Source organism: Methylocella sp. CPCC 101449 (assembly GCF_031921685.1).
GTDB lineage: Bacteria > Pseudomonadota > Alphaproteobacteria > Rhizobiales > Beijerinckiaceae > Terripilifer.
On sequence record NZ_JAPDHU010000003.1, the window covers coordinates 901,032 to 917,784 of the forward strand.

Here is a 16,753-nt window from a genome sequence, read left to right on the forward strand (position 1 = left end):
GCATGTCTGAGTGGACGGGAAAATTCTGCTGGTACGAACTGATGACGTCGGACCTGCCAGCGGCACGGAAATTCTATGGCGATGTCATCGGCTGGAAAGGTCAGAACGCCGGCCAGCCGCACATGGACTATTGGCTGATGTCGCTTGGCGAAGCGATGGCCGCCGGCATGATGGCCATTCCCGAAAACGCTTGCGATGCCGGCGCCAAGCCGGGCTGGATCGGCTATATCGCCGTCGATGACGTCGATGGCATGGCCGAGAAAGTGAAGCAGAAGGGCGGCAATATCTATCGCGCACCCGACAATATTCCCGGCATCGGCCGTTTTGCCATCGTCGCCGATCCGCAAGGTGCGGCCTTCGCTCTATTCAAAGGTGAGGGCGAAGCACCGCCTCCACCGCCGCGCGGCACGCCGGGCCAGGCGGGATGGCGCGAACTCTATGCCAAGGATCATGTCGCCGCGCTCGATTTCTACGGCGAACTCTTCGGCTGGACCAAGGCGGAGCACGTCGATATGGGCGACATGGGCATCTACCAGCTCTTCGCCAAAGGTGGCGAACCGATGGGCGGCATGATGAACAAGATGCCGCAAATGCCGGCCCCCTATTGGACCTACTATTTCAATGTCGAAAGCGCCGATGCCGCCGCGGCCCGCGTCAGAGCGGCCGGAGGCCAGGTGCTGATGGAACCGATGGAAGTTCCCGGCGGTGACTGGATCGTCAACGGCCTCGACCCCCAGGGCGCCGCGTTCAATCTGGTTGCCCCGAAAAAATGATCCCCCGATCTCGCGCGCTCGATTGTAATAGTATAACAATCGAGCCGTGACCGCGTTGGGAACCGACATACGCCTGACTGAAGGCCGGAACGCAACCCGTTCCGGCCAACCTATATGGTTGACCGGACTGGCTTTTGCCCTCGCGCTCGCGGCCCATGGCACGGTCGTCGCCGCGCTGATCAGCTATGCGCCCGAAGTGCCCCTGCCACCGATCGCCATCGATCTGGTGCCATCAGCCGAGATCACAGCCGATATGGCACCCGCCCAGGAGCCGCAGCAGGCCCAGGAGGCAAGCCAGGAAGCCGCTCAAGAAACGCCAACGGAAACGCCGCAGGAAGCCAAGACCGAGCCGGAGCCCGAGCCTCCGGAGCAGCAGACCGCGGCTTTGCCTGAACCGGAACCGCCCGCCCCCGTCGTCCCGCCCACGCCTGAACCGGCGGTGACGGCGCCGCCGGTCGTGCGCGAAACACCCAAGCCGCCATCCCCTAAGCCTGTCGCCAAACCGAAGCCCAGGCCTGAGCCGAAACCGGAACCAAAAATCGCGGCCAAACCAAAGGAACGCCCCAAGGCCGAAGCCAGGGCCGAACCGCCGGCAGCCGCGCGCAGTGCCGCCCGTTACTCCGTGGCCGCCGGCGCGGCCAGCGCCAATCGCGCCGCACAGAGCGGCATGTCGAGCGCCGCCTATGCCTCACTGGTCGCCGCCGCCCTCAATCGATTGAAGGTCTATCCGGCCGCGGCACGCCAGAGCGGCGCGTCAGGCTCCGTCGGCGTGTCTTTCACCATCGGCCCCGGCGGACGCGTCACCAGTTCGTCGATCCGCTCGTCGGGCAATGGCCTGCTCGATGCCGCCGTCCGTCAGATGCTGGCGAGCCTGCAGGTGCCACCGCCCCCAAGCGGCACCTTCCGCACCGGCACGACGATCAGCTTCAGCCTGCGCTGACGGCTACAACGGAATGAGAGGGGCGACCGCGCGGTCGGAAGCCCGCTCGCTGGCCTTAAGGCCCGCCGCCACACCGGCCCGGTCAGCGGCATTCCGGTTCTGGCTCATCTTGCGCTTCCCCTCGAGCCGCGTGATCGGCATGCGCAGACCGATGATCCCGCGCAATTGCGCCTGCACGAAATCTGGCGGCGCATCCGTGACCGCCCAGGGCGAGGCCCGCCCGCTCTCATGGAGCTCGGTCAGGCGTTTCACGACCGCCAGCAGCCGGTCGGGATCGTCGAAGAATTCGACGGGGCCATGCGCGTGAACCGCGACATAGTTCCAGGTCGGCACGACCTTCCCGGTCTCTTGCTTGGTGGCGTACCACGATGGCGTCACGTAAGCGTCCGGTCCCATGAAGATCGCCAGGCCATCGCCCAGCGGCGCGGCTTGGCACTGCGGATTGGGCCTGGCGAAATGGCCGTAGATGACGCCCTGCTCGCCCTCGCTCTCATCGAGAAAGAGCGGCAGCGGCGTCGCCATCAGCCCGTCCGCCGTGACCGTCACGAAATGCGCCAGACGCGCGGCACGGATGGTCGCCCTGACACTTTCCAGATCGTCGTCTTTGAAGATGGCGGGCATATACATCGGGCAAACTCCTTGCGGGGCAAGGACAATGCCAGACAATAATCCCCTCGAAAATAGCCAGTTTCGGGCTTTATCTCTCCGAACGTGGCAGCGACCAGGGCGCGAGCCATTTCTGGATGAACACCATCAACTGGAAGAAGCACAGGCTGATCGCCACCAGGATCGCCAGCGAGGCGAAACTGTGATTGATCTTGAAGAACGATGTCGAGAACATGATCATGTAGCCGAGGCCCTTTTCGGCCGCGACGAATTCCGCCACCACGGCACCAACCACCGACAAAGTCGTGGCGATCTTCAGCGCGCTAAAAATGTAAGGCAGTGCGAACGGCAGACGGATCTGCGTATATTCACGCCAGCGGCTGGCCCGCAACGAACGCGACAATTCAATCAATTCTTCCGGCGTCGCCAACAGGCCGGCCGTGGTTGTCACGACGATCGGGAAGAAGGTAATCAGAAATGTGATCACCACGCGCGGCAGATCGGACGCCCCCAAGGTCACCACGATGATCGGCGCGACGGCGACGATCGGCATGGAGTGAACCACGACGATCAGGGGATAAAGCGTGCGCGACAGCAATTTCGACGACGATAGGGCAATGGCCAGCGGAATCGAAATCACCACCGCCGCGAGATAACCCATCAGAGCCACGCGGATCGTCGCCCAGGCATGCCCCAACCACAGATCGCCGGAGATATCGCGCGCGCCCATCACGATGGCGCTCGGCGGCGGCAGCAGAAAGCTCGGCACGCGGAACAGCCGGCAGCCGGCCTCCCAGACGATCAGCAAAGTGAGGAAGGCGAGCAGCGGCGCGACCTTATTCGCCAGGGCCGCGATATTGAGACCCAACGTGGCCTTGCGTGGCTCCGCCTCAGGCGGCGCGACGGCTGAAGAGGCTGGCGCGGATGTGGTTGGCGAGAGCATTGAACTGGGGATCCGACAGTGAAGCAAGGGAGCGCGGACGCGGCACGCGCACGTCGAGCACTTCGCGCACTGCACCAGGGCGCGGCGTCATGACGATGATGCGATCGGCGAGCAGGACCGCCTCGGGGATGGAATGGGTGATGAACAAGACCGTCTTGGGCTTTTCGGCCCAGATGCGCATGAGTTCGAAACTCATCTCATCGCGCGTCAGGGCATCGAGCGCCGAGAACGGTTCGTCCATCAGGAGAATGTCGGGATCGAGCAGCAGCGCCCGAGCGATCGCCACGCGCTGCTGCATGCCACCGGACAATTGATCGATCCCGGCACCGGCGAAGGCACCGAGTTCGACCAGATCGAGCAATTCCCGCGCCCGCGTCTTTTCGGCTTCCGTGACGCGTCCATATTTATGGCGCATCGGAAAGGTGACGTTGTCGAGCACGTTATACCAGGGCAGCAAAGTCGGCCGCTGAAACACGATGCCGATTTCGTCGCGTGGCTCCGTGACTTTCATGCCGAAGATTTCGACGCTGCCGCCGGTCGGAAACACCAGCCCGGCGAGCAGGCGCAGCAAGGTCGACTTGCCGCAGCCCGAGGGCCCAAGCACTGCGACGAATTCGTGCCGGCCGATGTCGAACGACAGATTGTCGAGCGCCCGCACCCGTCCGCCATCGTCGCGGGTGAAATCCTGCACCACATTGCGAAAGCGGATGACGGGTTCGTCCATCACACCTGTCCCATCATCCTATTTGGGCAAGAAGGAACGGTTGAGCGTTTTTTCCGGATCGATCTTGTCGAGCGGAATGTTCTGCGACTTGGCCGTCCATTCCCAAGTCACCGCAACACGCTTGGCATCCAGAGCGCCAAGTCCTTCGGCCTTGGTGATGGCATTGTCGAGCAAGGGCACGATGGTCAGGAACTGCTCCTCGACAAGCTTGGCGTCCATTTCCGGAAACTGCACCTTCATCGAGCGGGCGACGTCCTTGGGATCGGCCAGTGCCATCTGCGCCGCCTTCAGCCACGCCTTGACAACCTTGCGCACCACTTCGGGCCGTTCCTTGATCGCCTTGTCGGAAGCAAAGACCGAATAGCCGTAGCCGTCATAGCCATATTCCGACCACGGCAGCATTTTCAGCTTCTTGCCGGTCTCGCCCAGTGCCCGCACGAAGGGCGGCGAAGCGGTAGTCCAGTTGATGGTCGCATCGACCTGGCCCGTGGCCAGCATCGGCACCAACGCCGCCGGATCGACCTTGATCAAGGTGATCTTCTTTTCATCGATGCCGTTATTGGCGAGGATCAGTGGCCAGATGACGTTCGACGAAGTGAAGGTCGCCGTTGCCACTTTCTTGCCGACGAGATCCTTCAGCGAGGTCACGCCCGAACCCTCGACCGTGAAGGTCGCATCCGGCTGCACCGGGAAAGCACTGGCAACCACCGACACCGGCACGTCTCCCTGCGCCTTGGCCTGCAGGAAGGCCGCCAAGCCACCGCTGCCCACATCGGCCGTTCCCGTGGCGATACGCGTCACCACTTCCGACGAGCCGCGCGCCGACTGGATCGTCACATCAAGCCCTTCGGCGGCGAACAGGCCTTTCTCCAAAGCATAGAACGGAATGGCCTTGTCGCCACCCGGCAGCCAGTCATTCATATAAACGACTTTCTCGGCCGCATGCGCACCGGCACCGGCGCCCAGAACGATGGTTGCCGCAACGAGATGACGGCCAACAGCACGGATCACAGCATGAAACATGGATGACTCCTTTGAAAGATTGAAAGCAACGCACATGCCAGCCCTCACCGGACGCAGCGCCGTCATGTGGTCACACGAAAGGGAAGCGCCCCGCTCTTCTCGATCTCGGTCCAGGGCGTGCGCGGGCCGACGCGGTGATTGACGCGGAAAATATTGCCTTCCGGATCTTCGAGAACCGCCTGGCGCGCATTGTAATAGGTGTCGTAGGGCGGCTTGACGATGCGTCCGCCGCTTTCCGTAACTTGCGCCGCCGTAGCATCGACGACAGCCGCATCGCCGACTTCGATGGTGAAATAGGCGCGCACCGGCGCGCGTCCCTCTCCCGCGCGATCGGCAATGCCAAGCAGGTCATAGGCCTGCGGCGCATTGAAGCCGAGCTCGACACCATGCGCATCGAGGCAGCGATAGATCGGCGAACGGTGCGCCTCGATCTCGGGAAAGCCGAACAGATCAGCATAGAATGCCGCGAGACGATCGGGATCGCGCGCCAGAATGTTCACATAAGCGATACGCGGCGCGCCACTCATGATACCGCCTTCGGCGCATAGCCGTAGGAGCGACGAAACATTTCCGCCGTATGCTCGTAAGCCGTGCAGGCTTCGAACCGGCGCGGATGCCCTGCCGTGATACTGCCGGGGACCGCATCGATCATCGCATCGGGCCGCGGGCTGTAAAAGAACGGCGCCGAATAGCGATCATGCCCGCTACGATTGTTTTTCACCCGATGGAAATTCGAATTGTAGAGACCATTGGTCCAGCGCGCCATGAGATCGCCGAGGTTGATGACGAAAGAGCCGTCGATCGGCGGCGCTTCGATCCAATCGCCATCGGCATTGCGCACTTCCAGACCGCCGGTTGCGTCCTGCGCCAGGATGGTAACGCCGCCCCAATCCGTATGCGCCCCCGCGCCGATTTGATTGAACAGAGCGTTTTCGGGCTGTGGCGGGTATTTGATGAGCCGCGCCGTGCCAGAAGGCATGTCGAAGAAAGAGCCAAACCAATTCGCCGGCAAATCGAGCGACAATGCCAACAAAGCCAGCAACCGATCGCCGAGCGAACGCATCTCTGCCCAATAGTCGATCATATGTGCGCGAAATTCCGGCAGCTCCTCCGGCCATTGATTGTGGCCGAAGTTGCGGATGTGCTTGATCGCCCAGGGATGATCGTCCGGCAATTCCATGCCGCTGTAGAAACTTTCCTTGAGATCGGGCGGCGCCGCCTTTGCCTTGTCGTCCTGGCTATCCAGCACCTGGCCGCCGACCGGCTCATAGCCGGCCGTGGTCGGTGATTTCTTCATGTGGATCGCCATCTTCCGCTCATGCGGCAGATCGAAGAACGCCTTGGCGAATTGAAAATGCCGCTCCATCAGCGCGGCAGGCACGCCATGCCCGGTGATGTAAAAGAAACCCGTCTCGCGACAGGCACGATGAATGTCCCAGGCCACGGCCTGCGCGCCGGCCGCATCGACGGCACGGGCGAGATCGATCAGAGGTATGGTTTTCGCGGCTTTCGGCGGCTCGTAGAGATGCATGCGCTGTCCTGACGGTGATGGGCGAACCACACCACGCAGCTGGATCAGCGCCCATCAGCGCCCGCCGTATGTCGCGATAACCTGCTGCTTATGCCGGCAATTCCAAAGCTTCTTCTTGGCCGAGAACAGGTCGTCCCTCGACTGGCATCGCAAATGCATAATGATTCTAATCGATGCACGGGAATCCGGACCATGAGCGTATTGGGACGACGAGAACTCGACATCCGCCTGCTGCGCGTGTTGCAGCTTCTGCTGCAGGAACGCAGCGTTTCACGGGTTGCTGAACGGCTGGGCCAAAGCCAGCCGGCGGTCAGCGCCACCCTGCGCCAACTGCGCGAAATCATTGGCGATCAGCTCCTCGTGCGCAGCGGCAACAGCCTGGTGCCAACGGCGCGCGCCGTCGAAATCTCCGATACGGTCGATGCCACGCTCGCCGGGTTCGATCAAATCGCCACCTGGCGCGATGAGATCCAGCCGGAGATCGCCCGCCGCCACGTGCGCATCGTCGCGTCGAACGGTCTCGCCGTACTGTTCGTACCTCGCCTGGTCGAATTGCTGCGAAAAGAGGCACCTGGCGTCGAACTGGAATTCTGTGGCGTGCCGATCGACGGCTCGCTGCCGAAGCGGCTCGAAAGCGGCGAAGTCGATCTCATCATCGGCAATTGGCCCTCGCCGGCCGAAGACCTACGCATCGCGCCTTTGATGGAAACCGACATCGTCTGCATGGTGCGGCCCTCCCATCCGCTGGCCAAACAGACGGCGCTCGATCTCGAATGCTACATGGAACAGGCCCATGTCTCGCCGACGCCGACGGCGGTGATGCATTGGAGCCCGATCGACGGACGGCTGGCGCAGATGCACCGGCAGCGCAATGTCGCCATTTCCGTGCCTGAATATTCGATGATCCCCTATGTGCTTTCGCGCGCCGATCTCTTGTTCACCACCGCCCGGCCCTTCGCCGAGCATCTTGCTTCCTTCATGCCGTTTTCCATTCTTGGCGCACCACCGGAGCTGGGTCGGATGAAATTCTATATGCTGTGGCACGAACGGGCCCATAATTCCGCATTCGAACGCTGGCTGCGCGACATCGTGCGCAAGGTCGCCGCCGAAATTCGCTCGATCGACACGCCACCCGCCCTGCATAAGTCGCCGGTGATGGCCCCCATAATGGCGCAGCAGATGGCCGCTCAAAGGAGCAAGGCTTTTACTCCCAGATGAAGGCTGCGACCGCGCATCAGCATGGGCGGATCAGCAGCATGAAGCTGGAGCCGACCCAATGCTGGTGACGAAACAGAATGTCTTCCGCAAGTTCTGGTATGCGACCGTTTCGGTCGAGTCCCTGAAGGACGGGCCGAAACCATTCGTTCTCTTGAATGAAAAACTGGTGCTCTTCCTCGACGCCGACGGCAAGACCGGCTGTCTGGAAGACCGCTGCTGCCACCGCACCGCCAAATTGTCGAAAGGCTGGATGAAGAACGGCAATCTGGTCTGCGGCTATCACGGCTGGGAATATGACCGCGACGGCAAGCTCGTCACCATCCCACAGTTTCCTGCGGACCAGGCCCTGCCTGACTGCAAGGTGAAAAACTATCGTACCGCCGAGCGCTACGGCTATGTCTGGGTGGCGCTGGAGGAGCCGTTGCAGCCGATCCCCGAATTCGAGGAAGAAGGCATGCCGGGCTGGCGCCGCATCCACCAGTTCTACGACATCTGGCAAACCTCATCCCTGCGCCTGATGGAAAACTCCTTCGACAATTCCCACTTCGCCTTCGTCCACAAAGGCACGTTCGGCGACATCAACCAGCCGAAGCCCGAGAAATACGAAATCACCGAAAAGGATTGGGGCTTTGAGGCGGAAACCATCGTCACCGTGGTCAATCCGCCCAATGCCGAGCGTATCACCGGCACGCGCGATCCCTATACCAAGCGGCATATGCGCAATCGCTGGTTCGTGCCCTTCTCGCGTCGCCTCGACATGGAATATCCATCCGGCCTGCGTCATATCATTATGAATTGCGCCACGCCGATTGACGACAAATCCATTCAAGTCGTGCAGATTCTCTTCCGCAACGACGACGAAGCGAGCTGCTCGACACAGGAACTGATCGACTGGGACGCGGCCATCCTGGTCGAGGATCGCGAAATCCTCGAATCAACGTCGCCCGATGCCATCGTCGATATGAGTCGGCGTCTTGAAATGCACATGCCGTCCGACCGGCCGGGCATGATCATGCGTCGCCGCCTGCTCGACCTGATGAAGCAACATGGCGAGGAAGAAATACCCGCCTGAAATAAGATCACGAAAATAAAAAAGGCGGGGCCGCGACCCCGCCTTTTTAATTGTCTTCGCTCCGGTTCAATGGTGCTGCAACGCAGCCTCGACATCGGAGGTCATCGCCGCCGCCGCGAACGGCCGCATCCAGGTGCGGTAGACGAGACGGATATATTTCTCCTCGTCATAAGGCGTGGCGCGATGCAAAGTGCCGACGTCGTTCCAGATCAAGCAGTCGCCCGCGCGCCATTTATGCGCATAGACGAACTGCGGCTGCGTGCAATGTTCGACGAGTTCGTTCACCAGCGCCCAGCTTTCCTCCTCCTCCATGCCCTCGATGCGCTTGGTGGAGCCATTGGTGATGAACAGGGATTTGCGCCCATCCACGTCGCTTTTCACGACGATCGGATGAATCACGTCCTGCATCCGCGCCATCTCCTCGGGCGAAAGCACGCTGCGGCTGTATTTCTGGATGAGATGCGCGCGATTGTGAACGATGCTCAGTTTTTCCAGTTCCGCCTGGCGCTTCTCCGGCAAGGCATCGAAAGCCGCCGCCGCATCGGCGACGAGCGTATCGGAGCCTTCCGGCGGGCATTCGACACCATAGAGCATCGTGCGCAGGCCAAGCTTTTGATAGGTCGTTCCATCGGTATGCCAGTTGCGCCCTGCATCGCGCACACCGATAAGCTTGCCGTCGACCATCTTGTTGGACAAGATCGAGATGCCCGGAAAATCCGGGTGCGGCCCCGTATAGTTTTGCGGACTGACCCGTCCCAGACGGCTGGAAACGTCCATGACCTGTTTCGGGCTGAGCTTTTGGTCACGTACGACGACCACTGCATAACGACGACACAGATCGTCAAAGGCCAGCAATTCCTCTTCGCTCGCCGTCGGCAGATCGAGATCGAGAATCTCGACCGCAAATCCGTCCTTCAGCCATCGCGTCTTCAGGTCCGGTATAACCGCAGCCATCGCTGCCTCCTTTCCAAGCGGGATCAATCTCCCATCGGCAGGCCTCTCGGCAGCCCCATCGACAAGCCAGGCTCATCGTCGCCGCGCCATCCGTGGCATCATGAGCGCGCCCGGTGTCCCCTCCCATGAGGCGAGGTTTATAGCTCGCATAAGATGTCGATTATTGGCTGGCCGGCCGGAAGCAGGCTCCAGCGTTTTTCGCCTTTCTATGGCGCATCGTGGCAACGCCCATACGATTTGCGGCGCGCATAACCCTCAATCGACACTTATTTCACCACGCGATGCGGCTTGTGATTGAATAATTGCGTAGCTGATCCTGCCCGCTTTCTGGGCTGATCGATCGGGCCTCGCATGCAGCGCGCGCAACCGGCCGCATTGCTGAGCACGATCCGCACCAACATTCATCGCATGAGATCGAGCTTATGGGTCGCATAAAGCTGCGATTATTGGCGCTTCTCTTGCTTGCGTGAATGATGCGGAACGTTCGTCGCTCACGACCCCCCTTTCAGTCGAGGTGCATGATGTTGATGACGCAGGAACCGATGCTCAGGCGCTTCTGGCATTGCCTGTTTCCCGTTTCCGATCTCACCGAAAAACCCCGTCCGTTTCGTCTTCTCGGTGAAGACATCGTCGTCTGGAAAGACCTCGACGGCAAACCCCATGCGGTTCAGGACCGCTGCCCCCATCGCACCGCCAAACTCTCGCTTGGCACTCTCAACAACGGCTATATCGTCTGCCCCTATCACGGCTGGGCCTTCGACGGAGAGGGCACCTGTAAGCTCATCCCTCAGGAAACTGCTGTACGGCAGCGCGCCATCCATGTGCGCGCTTACCACTGCGCGGAACGCTATGGACAGGTCTGGGTCTGTCTCGACGAACCGGCCTTCGACATCCCCTATATCGAGCCCTATGGCATGCCGGGCTTCCGCCAGGTCTTCGAATTCTCGGAGGATTGGGCCTGCACGCCGTTGCGCATCATGGAGAACGAGTTCGACGCGGCGCATCTCTCCTTCGTTCACGCAACGAGCTTTGGCAGCACCGATCCCATCCCCAATCTGCCGAGCATCGAACTCTTCGACGACGGTTTCATCGCGCGCAGCCGCCCGGCCGTGCGCAATCCCGAAGGGTTACGCGTTTCGCTGCACACCACTGAGGACACGACGGTCCGGATGACCACCGGCCGCTACTATGTACCGTTCTTCCGCGTCACCGAGATCGCTTATCCCAACGGCCTAAAGAACATCCTCGTCACCGCGCTGACGCCGATTGATGACCGCAACACGCGGTTCAATCAGTTCGTTCTGCGCAACGACACGGAAGCGGAAGTCAGCACGGAACAGGTGATCGCCTTCGATCGCATGGTGACCCTGGAAGACAAAGCCATTCTCGAATCGACCGATCCCGACGTTCCCTTCGATAACTCTGAAGGCGAGGAGGAACATATGGCGAGCGACCGGCCAGGCCTTCTGATGCGCAAGCTAGTCCGCTCTGTCTGCGACGACTTGCGAGCCAAATCAACTCCCAAGGAAATCGAACTTGCGGGCGCCTGAGCGCCAAAAGGAGCGAGCGATGACAAGCTTGTTGACGAGGCGCGGCGCACTCCTGGGCGGAGCCGGGATCATCGCCGCGCCATGGGTCGCCCGAGGGCAGGAAACACTGCCGAAAGTGCGTTTCACCGCCGGTTGGTCGTTCCAGGGCGGCCAGTCCTACATGCTGCGGGCCGCTCATGCGGGTTATTTCAAGGATGCCGGTGTCGACGTCTCGATCTCGCGCGGCTTTGGCTCAGGCCGCCTGCCAGTCGACATCGCCGGCGGCGTGTTCGATCTCGGTGCGGGCGAGATGAGCGCCACGCTGAAATTCATGGCCGAGAATCCCGATTCCGATCTCGTCATCGTCGCTATTCTGGAAGACACCAACCAGGTGGCGATGACGGTGCTTGCCGATGGACCGATCAAGAAACCGAAGGATATCGAAGGCAACACATTGGCGGCGCCCGAATCCGATGTCGGCCGGCAGCTTTTCCCGGCCTATGCCAAATTCGCCGGTATCGATGCAAGCAAGATCACCTGGGTTTCCGTGGCGCCGGAGCTGCGCGAGCCGATGCTGGTGCAAAAGCGCGCCACGGGCGTCACCGGCAATGCCTCAAGCACGGCGCTGAGCCTGAAGCGCATCGGCATCGACCTGCCGCAGCAGCGCATCTTCTTCTATCGCGATGCGGGGCTCGATCTGTACTCGAACTGCTATGTCGCTTCGCGCAAATTCGCCGAACGCAATCCGCAGGCGCTGAAAGCCGCCCTCGCCGGCCTGTTCCGCGCCTATGTAGAATTCTACCGCGACCCGGCCGACTCGCTGAAAGTGCTCGCCACGGCCGAACCGTTGACCGATCTCAAGATCGAAAGCGAGCGCGTCGCCTTCCTCAAACAGATCCTGCCGCTTGGCAAAGGCATGAAGGAGAAAGGCATTTCGGCCGTCGACCCGGAGCGGCTCAGCCTCTGCATCACCACCATCGAGGAAGCCTATGGCCTGCCGAAGCGATTGTCGCCGGAGCGCGTCTATACGGACGCTTATCTGCCGCCGGCCACCCAGCGCATGATCTGACGGACGAAGAAACCGAACTTGCAGGCGCTTAGCGCCGGAAAGAGTGAGAAATGACAGGCCTATTAACCCGACGCAGCGCACTCCTTGGCGGAGCCGGTATCCTTGCCGCGCCCTGGGTTGCTCGCGGCCAAGCCGCGCTGCCGAGAGTTCGCTTGACCACGGGTTGGTCGTTCCAAGGCACGCACTCCTTTATGTTGCGCGCCGTCCAGGCGGGTTATTTCAAAGAGGCGGGCGCCGAGGTTGTGGTCTCGCGTGGTTTCGGGTCGGGCCGCTTGCCGGTAGACATCGCCGGCGGCGTTTTCGACATCGGCTACGGCGACTTGAGCGCCACGATTAAATTCATGGCGGACAATCCGGATTCGGATGTCATCATCGTTGGCGTTCTGGAAGACACTAATCAAACAGCCATGACCGTCCTCGCCGATGGGCCGATCAAAGCGCCGAAAGACATCGAGGGCAACACGCTCGCCGCGCCGGAATCCGATGCCGGACGCCAGCTCTTCCCGGCCTATGCGAAATACGCCGGTATTGACCTCAACAAAATCACCTGGATATCGGTCGCGCCCGAACTACGCGAACCGATGCTGGTGCAGAAGCGGGCCACTGGGATCACTGGCCTCGCTTCCAGCACAGCGCTCGGCCTAAAACGCATCGGCATCGACATGCCGCAACAGCGCATCTTCTTCTACCGCGATTTCGGGATCAATCTCTACTCCAACGGCTTCGTCGCCTCGCGCAAATTCGCCGAGCGCAATCCAGAAGCGCTGAAGGCGGCGCTCGCCGGTCTGTTCCGCGCCTACGTGGAATACTACCGCGATCCAACCGATTCGCTGAAGGTATTGGCCGAAGTCGAACCATTGACCGATCTTAAAATCGAGACGGAGCGCGTCAACTTCGTCAAAGAGGTCATGCCTTTGGGAAAATACATGCAGGAAAACGGCATTTCGGCGGTCGAACCGGAACGTCTCGCTTTCTGCATTCGCACCATCGAGGACGCCTATGGCTTGCCGAAGCGGCTGACGGCGGAACGAGTCTATACCGACGCCTATTTACCGCCTGCGTCGCAGCGCATGATCTGATGGACCGAAAATGACAACACGACCTTTCGTCGAAATCGACCGCGTCTGGATGCGCTATAACGGATCGGGCGGCACCCTGGCGCTACGCAACACATCGCTCACCGTCGACAAACAGGAATTCGTCGCCGTGGTCGGTCCCTCCGGCTGCGGCAAGTCGACCCTGATGCGCCTCGTCACCGGCCTGTGGCCGGCAAGCGCCGGCTCGGTCATCGTCGCCGGCAAGGAAGTGGACCGGCCCCTGTCCATCGCCGGCATGGCTTTTCAGAATCCCACGTTGCTGCCGTGGCGCACGGTGCTCGACAACGTCATGCTGCCCTTCGAAGTGGTCGACACTCTGGCGGCACGCCTGCGCAAAGACCGCGCTCTTTATGAACAGCAATGCCGCGAACTTCTTGAACTCGTCGGCCTGAAGGGTTTTGAGCATAAAAACCCCTGGCAATTGTCCGGCGGCATGCAGCAGCGCGCCTCGCTCTGTCGCGCGCTCGTGCATCAGCCGCAATTGCTGATGCTCGACGAACCGTTCGGCGCGCTCGACGTCTTCACCCGCGAGGACTTGTGGAGTGTCCTGCAAAATCTCTGGCTGGCGCGCCGGCCCACGGTCATTCTCGTCACCCATGATCTTAGAGAAGCCGCTTTCCTCGCCGATCGCATCCTGGTGATGACCGCGCGGCCTGGCCGCATCATGATCGAACGCAAAGTCGATCTGCCTCGCCCCCGTACGCCGCAGATGACCTACAGCAGCTATTTTCAGGATCTGGTGCAGGACCTGCGTGAACATATCGATCGTGCCCGCCAGGGTGAGGAATTAGCCCATGCAGAGTGAAGCCGTCGCCACCCTTCTGACCGACGCACCACCGTCGAAGCCAGCCGAGCCGTCCCAGGCGAAACTTCCGACAAAGCCTGTATCTGCGACCGACGGCATGTTGGACAGCGACTTCGCCCGCGATGCCGCCATCGTTGCAGCCGCCGCACGGCGGCGCCGCTTCATGCGCTTGCTGCCCTGGCTTGTGATCACGGGCATGCTGCTGCTTTGGGAAATCGGCGCGCGTGTCTTCGACATACCGGAATTCGTCCTGCCGGCGCCGACCGTGGTGGCGCAAAGCATCGCCAAATGGTGGAGCCCGATCGTCAGCAATGCGCTTCAGACCTTGAAAACGACGCTGATCGGTTTCGCCATGGCCAATGTCCTAGGATTGGCGCTCGGCGTTCTCGTCGGCTCCTCGACCATGGTCTACCATGGACTTTACCCGCTGCTGATCGCCTTCAACAGCATCCCCAAGGTCGCCTTGGTGCCAATCCTGGTCATCTGGTGCGGCATCGGCACCATGCCGGCGGTTCTCACTTCATTCCTGATCAGCTTCTTTCCGATCACCGTCAATGTCGCCGCTGGCATCGCCACGGTGGAACCGGAATTGCGCGACGTGCTGCGCGCTCTTGGCGCGCGCCCGCTGAAGATCGTCCGCAAGGTCGGTTTGCCGCGCTCCATGCCCTATTATTTCGCCAGCCTGAAGATCGCCATCACCTCGTCCTTCCTCGGCAGTATTTTGGCTGAGACGATCGCCGGTCAGAGCGGCATCGGCCATCTGATGATTGTTGCCTCCAGTCGTTTCGACGTGCCGCTAGTTTTCGCCGGCGTCGTCGTGACGGCGGCCATGAGCGTCACCATGTATACGATCGCCACGATCATCGAGACGCGCACGATCAGTTGGGCAACACGCAGCCAGGGCGATCAGGCCACGGGAGTCTGATTAACTGGCCAATAGACGCCGTGCCCAGGCTGCGGCCTCGGCCGGCACGGCGTTACGCTCGAATTCCCACCCCGGCGGCATCGTCGCATCGAGCGCCATCTTGGTCGATACGCCATCATGCGACGACGGATCGAGCCGATTGCAGAAGGCATCGGGCACCATGAACATGTCGCGATCGGCCTGAAAGCGCGTCGCCAGCGCCCATAGCACTTCGCTTTCATCGAAAACATTCACGTCATCGTCCACGGCCACCGCGAGCTTGATATAGGGATCGAGTCCCATCAGCAGCATCAAAGCCTGGCGCGCCTGGCCCTTTGCCATCTGCCTCATCGAGAAATAGGCATGAAAATGCGTACCAGACTTCGGATAGTTCAACGCGATAAGGCCGGGCACCATTTCCTTTAGCCGCAGATAGACATGCGCCTCACGCGCGCTGCGTCCCAGCAGCAGATGTTCCGCCGAATAGCCGGGGATGATGTCATGAAAGATCGGATCGGCCCGGGAGGTGATCGCCTTCACCACGAAGACATTGCGCGTCGAGCGATCCGTCGCATAGCCGGTATATTCGCCGTATGGCCCTTCATCCTCGTAGTCGTCGGCGAGGATCTCGCCTTCCAGCACATATTCGGCGAAAGCCGGCACCTCGACGTCGATCGTGCGACATTTCACCAGCGCCACCGGCTCGCCCATCAGCGCGCCGGCGATATCGAGCTCGTCGACTTCTTTAGCGACCTTGGCGGCAGCGGCGAGATTGATCGCCGGATGAGCGCCGATCACCACCGCCACTTCGAGATTGCGCTTCAACTCGCGGGCCCGAGCCAAATGTTCCCAGATATGGCCGCGCGAATGCAGACTGGCGCCGAACCTGTTCGGCCCTTTCAATTGCAAACGCTGATAGCTGAGATTGCGCACGCCCGTATCAGGATCCTTGCAGACGAGAATGCCGGAGCCGATGTAGCGCCCGGCGTCTTTCTCGAAGTGCCGGCTGATCGGCAATCGGCCGACATCGAGAGCCGCCCCCTCCACCACGACGTCCTGCACCGGGCCGCCGCCGATCACGATTGAAGGCAGAGGCTGCCCCTGCGCTTTGCTCCAGGCCGCGTTGAAGCCGCCGGGCGGCACCCCCACCATGGCGGCGATCCGATCGCGACAACCAAACAGATTGGTGATCACCGGTCCGCGGAAGCCGGTCGGCGCATCGAACCACACCACCGGCGAGCGTCCCTGACGCTCAAGCTCGAGCACCAAGGCGGTCGGATAATAATCGAGATCAACGGGTTCGCTGACGCGCAGCAAATCTCTCTCCGGCAAAGCCGCAAGCCAGGTGCGCAGCGACGGCCGCTCCAACGCACCGGCGGAAGTCCATCGATCCCATGTCAGCATGCGTCTCTCTCCCTCGACTGTAGGGAGAAGAAGCAATGCCCGTGCCTGGAGCCGTCTTATCCACCGCCAGATTCAAACTTGACAAAGTCAATTATAGGGAGTGAGATCATGCTCAAGGGCCAGTAAGAGCCCGCCAACAAGAACGCAGGAAAAAAGAAGGT

17 protein-coding genes are annotated in these 16,753 nt (G+C 61.1%); 9 read left to right on the forward strand and 8 right to left on the reverse strand.

Translation table 11 applies throughout. The annotated features are described in order from the left end of the window. Positions 1–2: 2 nt before the first annotated feature. Complete coding sequence (locus OIM99_RS24435) at positions 3–773, forward strand: VOC family protein (protein WP_311853103.1); 771 nt, start codon at positions 3–5, stop codon at positions 771–773. Between the two features lie 118 nt (positions 774–891). Then, positions 892–1,713, forward strand: coding sequence for a TonB family protein (locus OIM99_RS24440; RefSeq protein WP_311853104.1), 822 nt, complete (start codon positions 892–894; stop codon positions 1,711–1,713). Between the two features lie 3 nt (positions 1,714–1,716). Here OIM99_RS24440 and OIM99_RS24445 read toward each other — a convergent pair whose 3' ends face one another. The 6 genes from OIM99_RS24445 to OIM99_RS24470 form a co-directional block, all read right to left on the reverse strand. Further along, the gene (locus tag OIM99_RS24445) at positions 1,717–2,340 is read right to left on the reverse strand and encodes an FMN-binding negative transcriptional regulator (RefSeq protein WP_311853105.1); all 624 of its coding nucleotides are present in this window, start codon (positions 2,338–2,340) and stop codon (positions 1,717–1,719) included. A gap of 70 nt (positions 2,341–2,410) precedes the next feature. Further along, positions 2,411–3,262, reverse strand: coding sequence for an ABC transporter permease (locus OIM99_RS24450; RefSeq protein ID WP_311853106.1), 852 nt, complete (start codon positions 3,260–3,262; stop codon positions 2,411–2,413). After that, complete coding sequence (locus OIM99_RS24455) at positions 3,210–3,986, reverse strand: ABC transporter ATP-binding protein (RefSeq protein ID WP_311853107.1); 777 nt, start codon at positions 3,984–3,986, stop codon at positions 3,210–3,212. Before OIM99_RS24455 ends, OIM99_RS24450 begins: the two co-directional genes overlap by 53 nt. An 18-nt stretch (positions 3,987–4,004) precedes the next feature. After that, the gene (locus OIM99_RS24460) at positions 4,005–5,009 is read right to left on the reverse strand and encodes an ABC transporter substrate-binding protein (protein WP_311853108.1); all 1,005 of its coding nucleotides are present in this window, start codon (positions 5,007–5,009) and stop codon (positions 4,005–4,007) included. A gap of 62 nt (positions 5,010–5,071) precedes the next feature. Continuing rightward, complete coding sequence (locus tag OIM99_RS24465) at positions 5,072–5,536, reverse strand: VOC family protein (RefSeq protein WP_311853109.1); 465 nt, start codon at positions 5,534–5,536, stop codon at positions 5,072–5,074. Then, positions 5,533–6,540, reverse strand: a complete 1,008-nt coding sequence (locus tag OIM99_RS24470; RefSeq protein WP_311853110.1) for a 2-oxoglutarate and iron-dependent oxygenase domain-containing protein — start codon at positions 6,538–6,540, stop codon at positions 5,533–5,535. The genes OIM99_RS24465 and OIM99_RS24470 overlap by 4 nt, the downstream gene beginning before the upstream one ends. Before the next feature lie 192 nt (positions 6,541–6,732). On the opposite strand from OIM99_RS24470, the gene OIM99_RS24475 reads away from it, so the two are divergent. Then, positions 6,733–7,758 carry a LysR family transcriptional regulator gene (locus tag OIM99_RS24475; RefSeq protein ID WP_311853111.1) on the forward strand — a complete coding sequence of 342 codons (1,026 nt, stop codon included), beginning with the start codon at positions 6,733–6,735 and terminating at the stop codon, positions 7,756–7,758. A gap of 58 nt (positions 7,759–7,816) precedes the next feature. After that, positions 7,817–8,830: an aromatic ring-hydroxylating dioxygenase subunit alpha gene (locus OIM99_RS24480; RefSeq protein WP_311853112.1), complete on the forward strand. Its 1,014-nt coding sequence runs from the start codon at positions 7,817–7,819 to the stop codon at positions 8,828–8,830. Between the two features lie 66 nt (positions 8,831–8,896). Here the strand turns inward: OIM99_RS24480 and OIM99_RS24485 are convergent, their stop codons facing one another. Then, positions 8,897–9,784: a TauD/TfdA family dioxygenase gene (locus OIM99_RS24485; protein WP_311853113.1), complete on the reverse strand. Its 888-nt coding sequence runs from the start codon at positions 9,782–9,784 to the stop codon at positions 8,897–8,899. 521 nt (positions 9,785–10,305) lie between these two features. Here OIM99_RS24485 and OIM99_RS24490 point away from each other — a divergent pair. From OIM99_RS24490 to OIM99_RS24510, 5 genes are all read left to right on the forward strand, one after another. Further along, positions 10,306–11,334: an aromatic ring-hydroxylating dioxygenase subunit alpha gene (locus tag OIM99_RS24490; protein ID WP_311853114.1), complete on the forward strand. Its 1,029-nt coding sequence runs from the start codon at positions 10,306–10,308 to the stop codon at positions 11,332–11,334. Positions 11,335–11,353: 19 nt separating this feature from the next. Then, positions 11,354–12,382, forward strand: coding sequence for an ABC transporter substrate-binding protein (locus OIM99_RS24495; RefSeq protein WP_311853115.1), 1,029 nt, complete (start codon positions 11,354–11,356; stop codon positions 12,380–12,382). A 152-nt stretch (positions 12,383–12,534) separates the two neighbouring features. Beyond that, positions 12,535–13,461, forward strand: a complete 927-nt coding sequence (locus OIM99_RS24500) for an ABC transporter substrate-binding protein (RefSeq protein ID WP_311853116.1) — start codon at positions 12,535–12,537, stop codon at positions 13,459–13,461. A gap of 10 nt (positions 13,462–13,471) precedes the next feature. Further along, a complete protein-coding gene (locus OIM99_RS24505) occupies positions 13,472–14,284 on the forward strand; it encodes an ABC transporter ATP-binding protein (protein ID WP_311853117.1) in 813 nt (270 codons plus the stop codon). Between the two features lie 97 nt (positions 14,285–14,381). Beyond that, entirely contained in the window at positions 14,382–15,209 is an 828-nt protein-coding gene (locus OIM99_RS24510; RefSeq protein ID WP_409371563.1) for an ABC transporter permease, read from the forward strand. Here the strand turns inward: OIM99_RS24510 and OIM99_RS24515 are convergent, their stop codons facing one another. Then, positions 15,210–16,592, reverse strand: coding sequence for a UbiD family decarboxylase (locus tag OIM99_RS24515; RefSeq protein WP_311853119.1), 1,383 nt, complete (start codon positions 16,590–16,592; stop codon positions 15,210–15,212). Positions 16,593–16,753: the final 161 nt, after the last annotated feature.

Bases quoted from the DNA above. Each gene is read 5' to 3' on its own strand.
- OIM99_RS24435 (WP_311853103.1), top strand. From the start codon at position 3: ATGTCTGAGTGGACGGGAAAATTCTGCTGGTACGAACTGATGACGTCG.
- OIM99_RS24445 (WP_311853105.1), bottom strand. From the start codon at position 2,340: ATGTATATGCCCGCCATCTTCAAAGACGACGATCTGGAAAGTGTCAGG.
- OIM99_RS24450 (WP_311853106.1), bottom strand. From the start codon at position 3,262: ATGCTCTCGCCAACCACATCCGCGCCAGCCTCTTCAGCCGTCGCGCCG.
- OIM99_RS24455 (WP_311853107.1), bottom strand. From the start codon at position 3,986: ATGGACGAACCCGTCATCCGCTTTCGCAATGTGGTGCAGGATTTCACC.
- OIM99_RS24460 (WP_311853108.1), bottom strand. From the start codon at position 5,009: ATGTTTCATGCTGTGATCCGTGCTGTTGGCCGTCATCTCGTTGCGGCA.
- OIM99_RS24465 (WP_311853109.1), bottom strand. From the start codon at position 5,536: ATGAGTGGCGCGCCGCGTATCGCTTATGTGAACATTCTGGCGCGCGAT.
- OIM99_RS24470 (WP_311853110.1), bottom strand. From the start codon at position 6,540: ATGCATCTCTACGAGCCGCCGAAAGCCGCGAAAACCATACCTCTGATC.
- OIM99_RS24475 (WP_311853111.1), top strand. From the start codon at position 6,733: ATGAGCGTATTGGGACGACGAGAACTCGACATCCGCCTGCTGCGCGTG.
- OIM99_RS24480 (WP_311853112.1), top strand. From the start codon at position 7,817: ATGCTGGTGACGAAACAGAATGTCTTCCGCAAGTTCTGGTATGCGACC.
- OIM99_RS24485 (WP_311853113.1), bottom strand. From the start codon at position 9,784: ATGGCTGCGGTTATACCGGACCTGAAGACGCGATGGCTGAAGGACGGA.
- OIM99_RS24490 (WP_311853114.1), top strand. From the start codon at position 10,306: ATGTTGATGACGCAGGAACCGATGCTCAGGCGCTTCTGGCATTGCCTG.
- OIM99_RS24495 (WP_311853115.1), top strand. From the start codon at position 11,354: ATGACAAGCTTGTTGACGAGGCGCGGCGCACTCCTGGGCGGAGCCGGG.
- OIM99_RS24505 (WP_311853117.1), top strand. From the start codon at position 13,472: ATGACAACACGACCTTTCGTCGAAATCGACCGCGTCTGGATGCGCTAT.
- OIM99_RS24510 (WP_409371563.1), top strand. From the start codon at position 14,382: ATGTTGGACAGCGACTTCGCCCGCGATGCCGCCATCGTTGCAGCCGCC.
- OIM99_RS24515 (WP_311853119.1), bottom strand. From the start codon at position 16,592: ATGCTGACATGGGATCGATGGACTTCCGCCGGTGCGTTGGAGCGGCCG.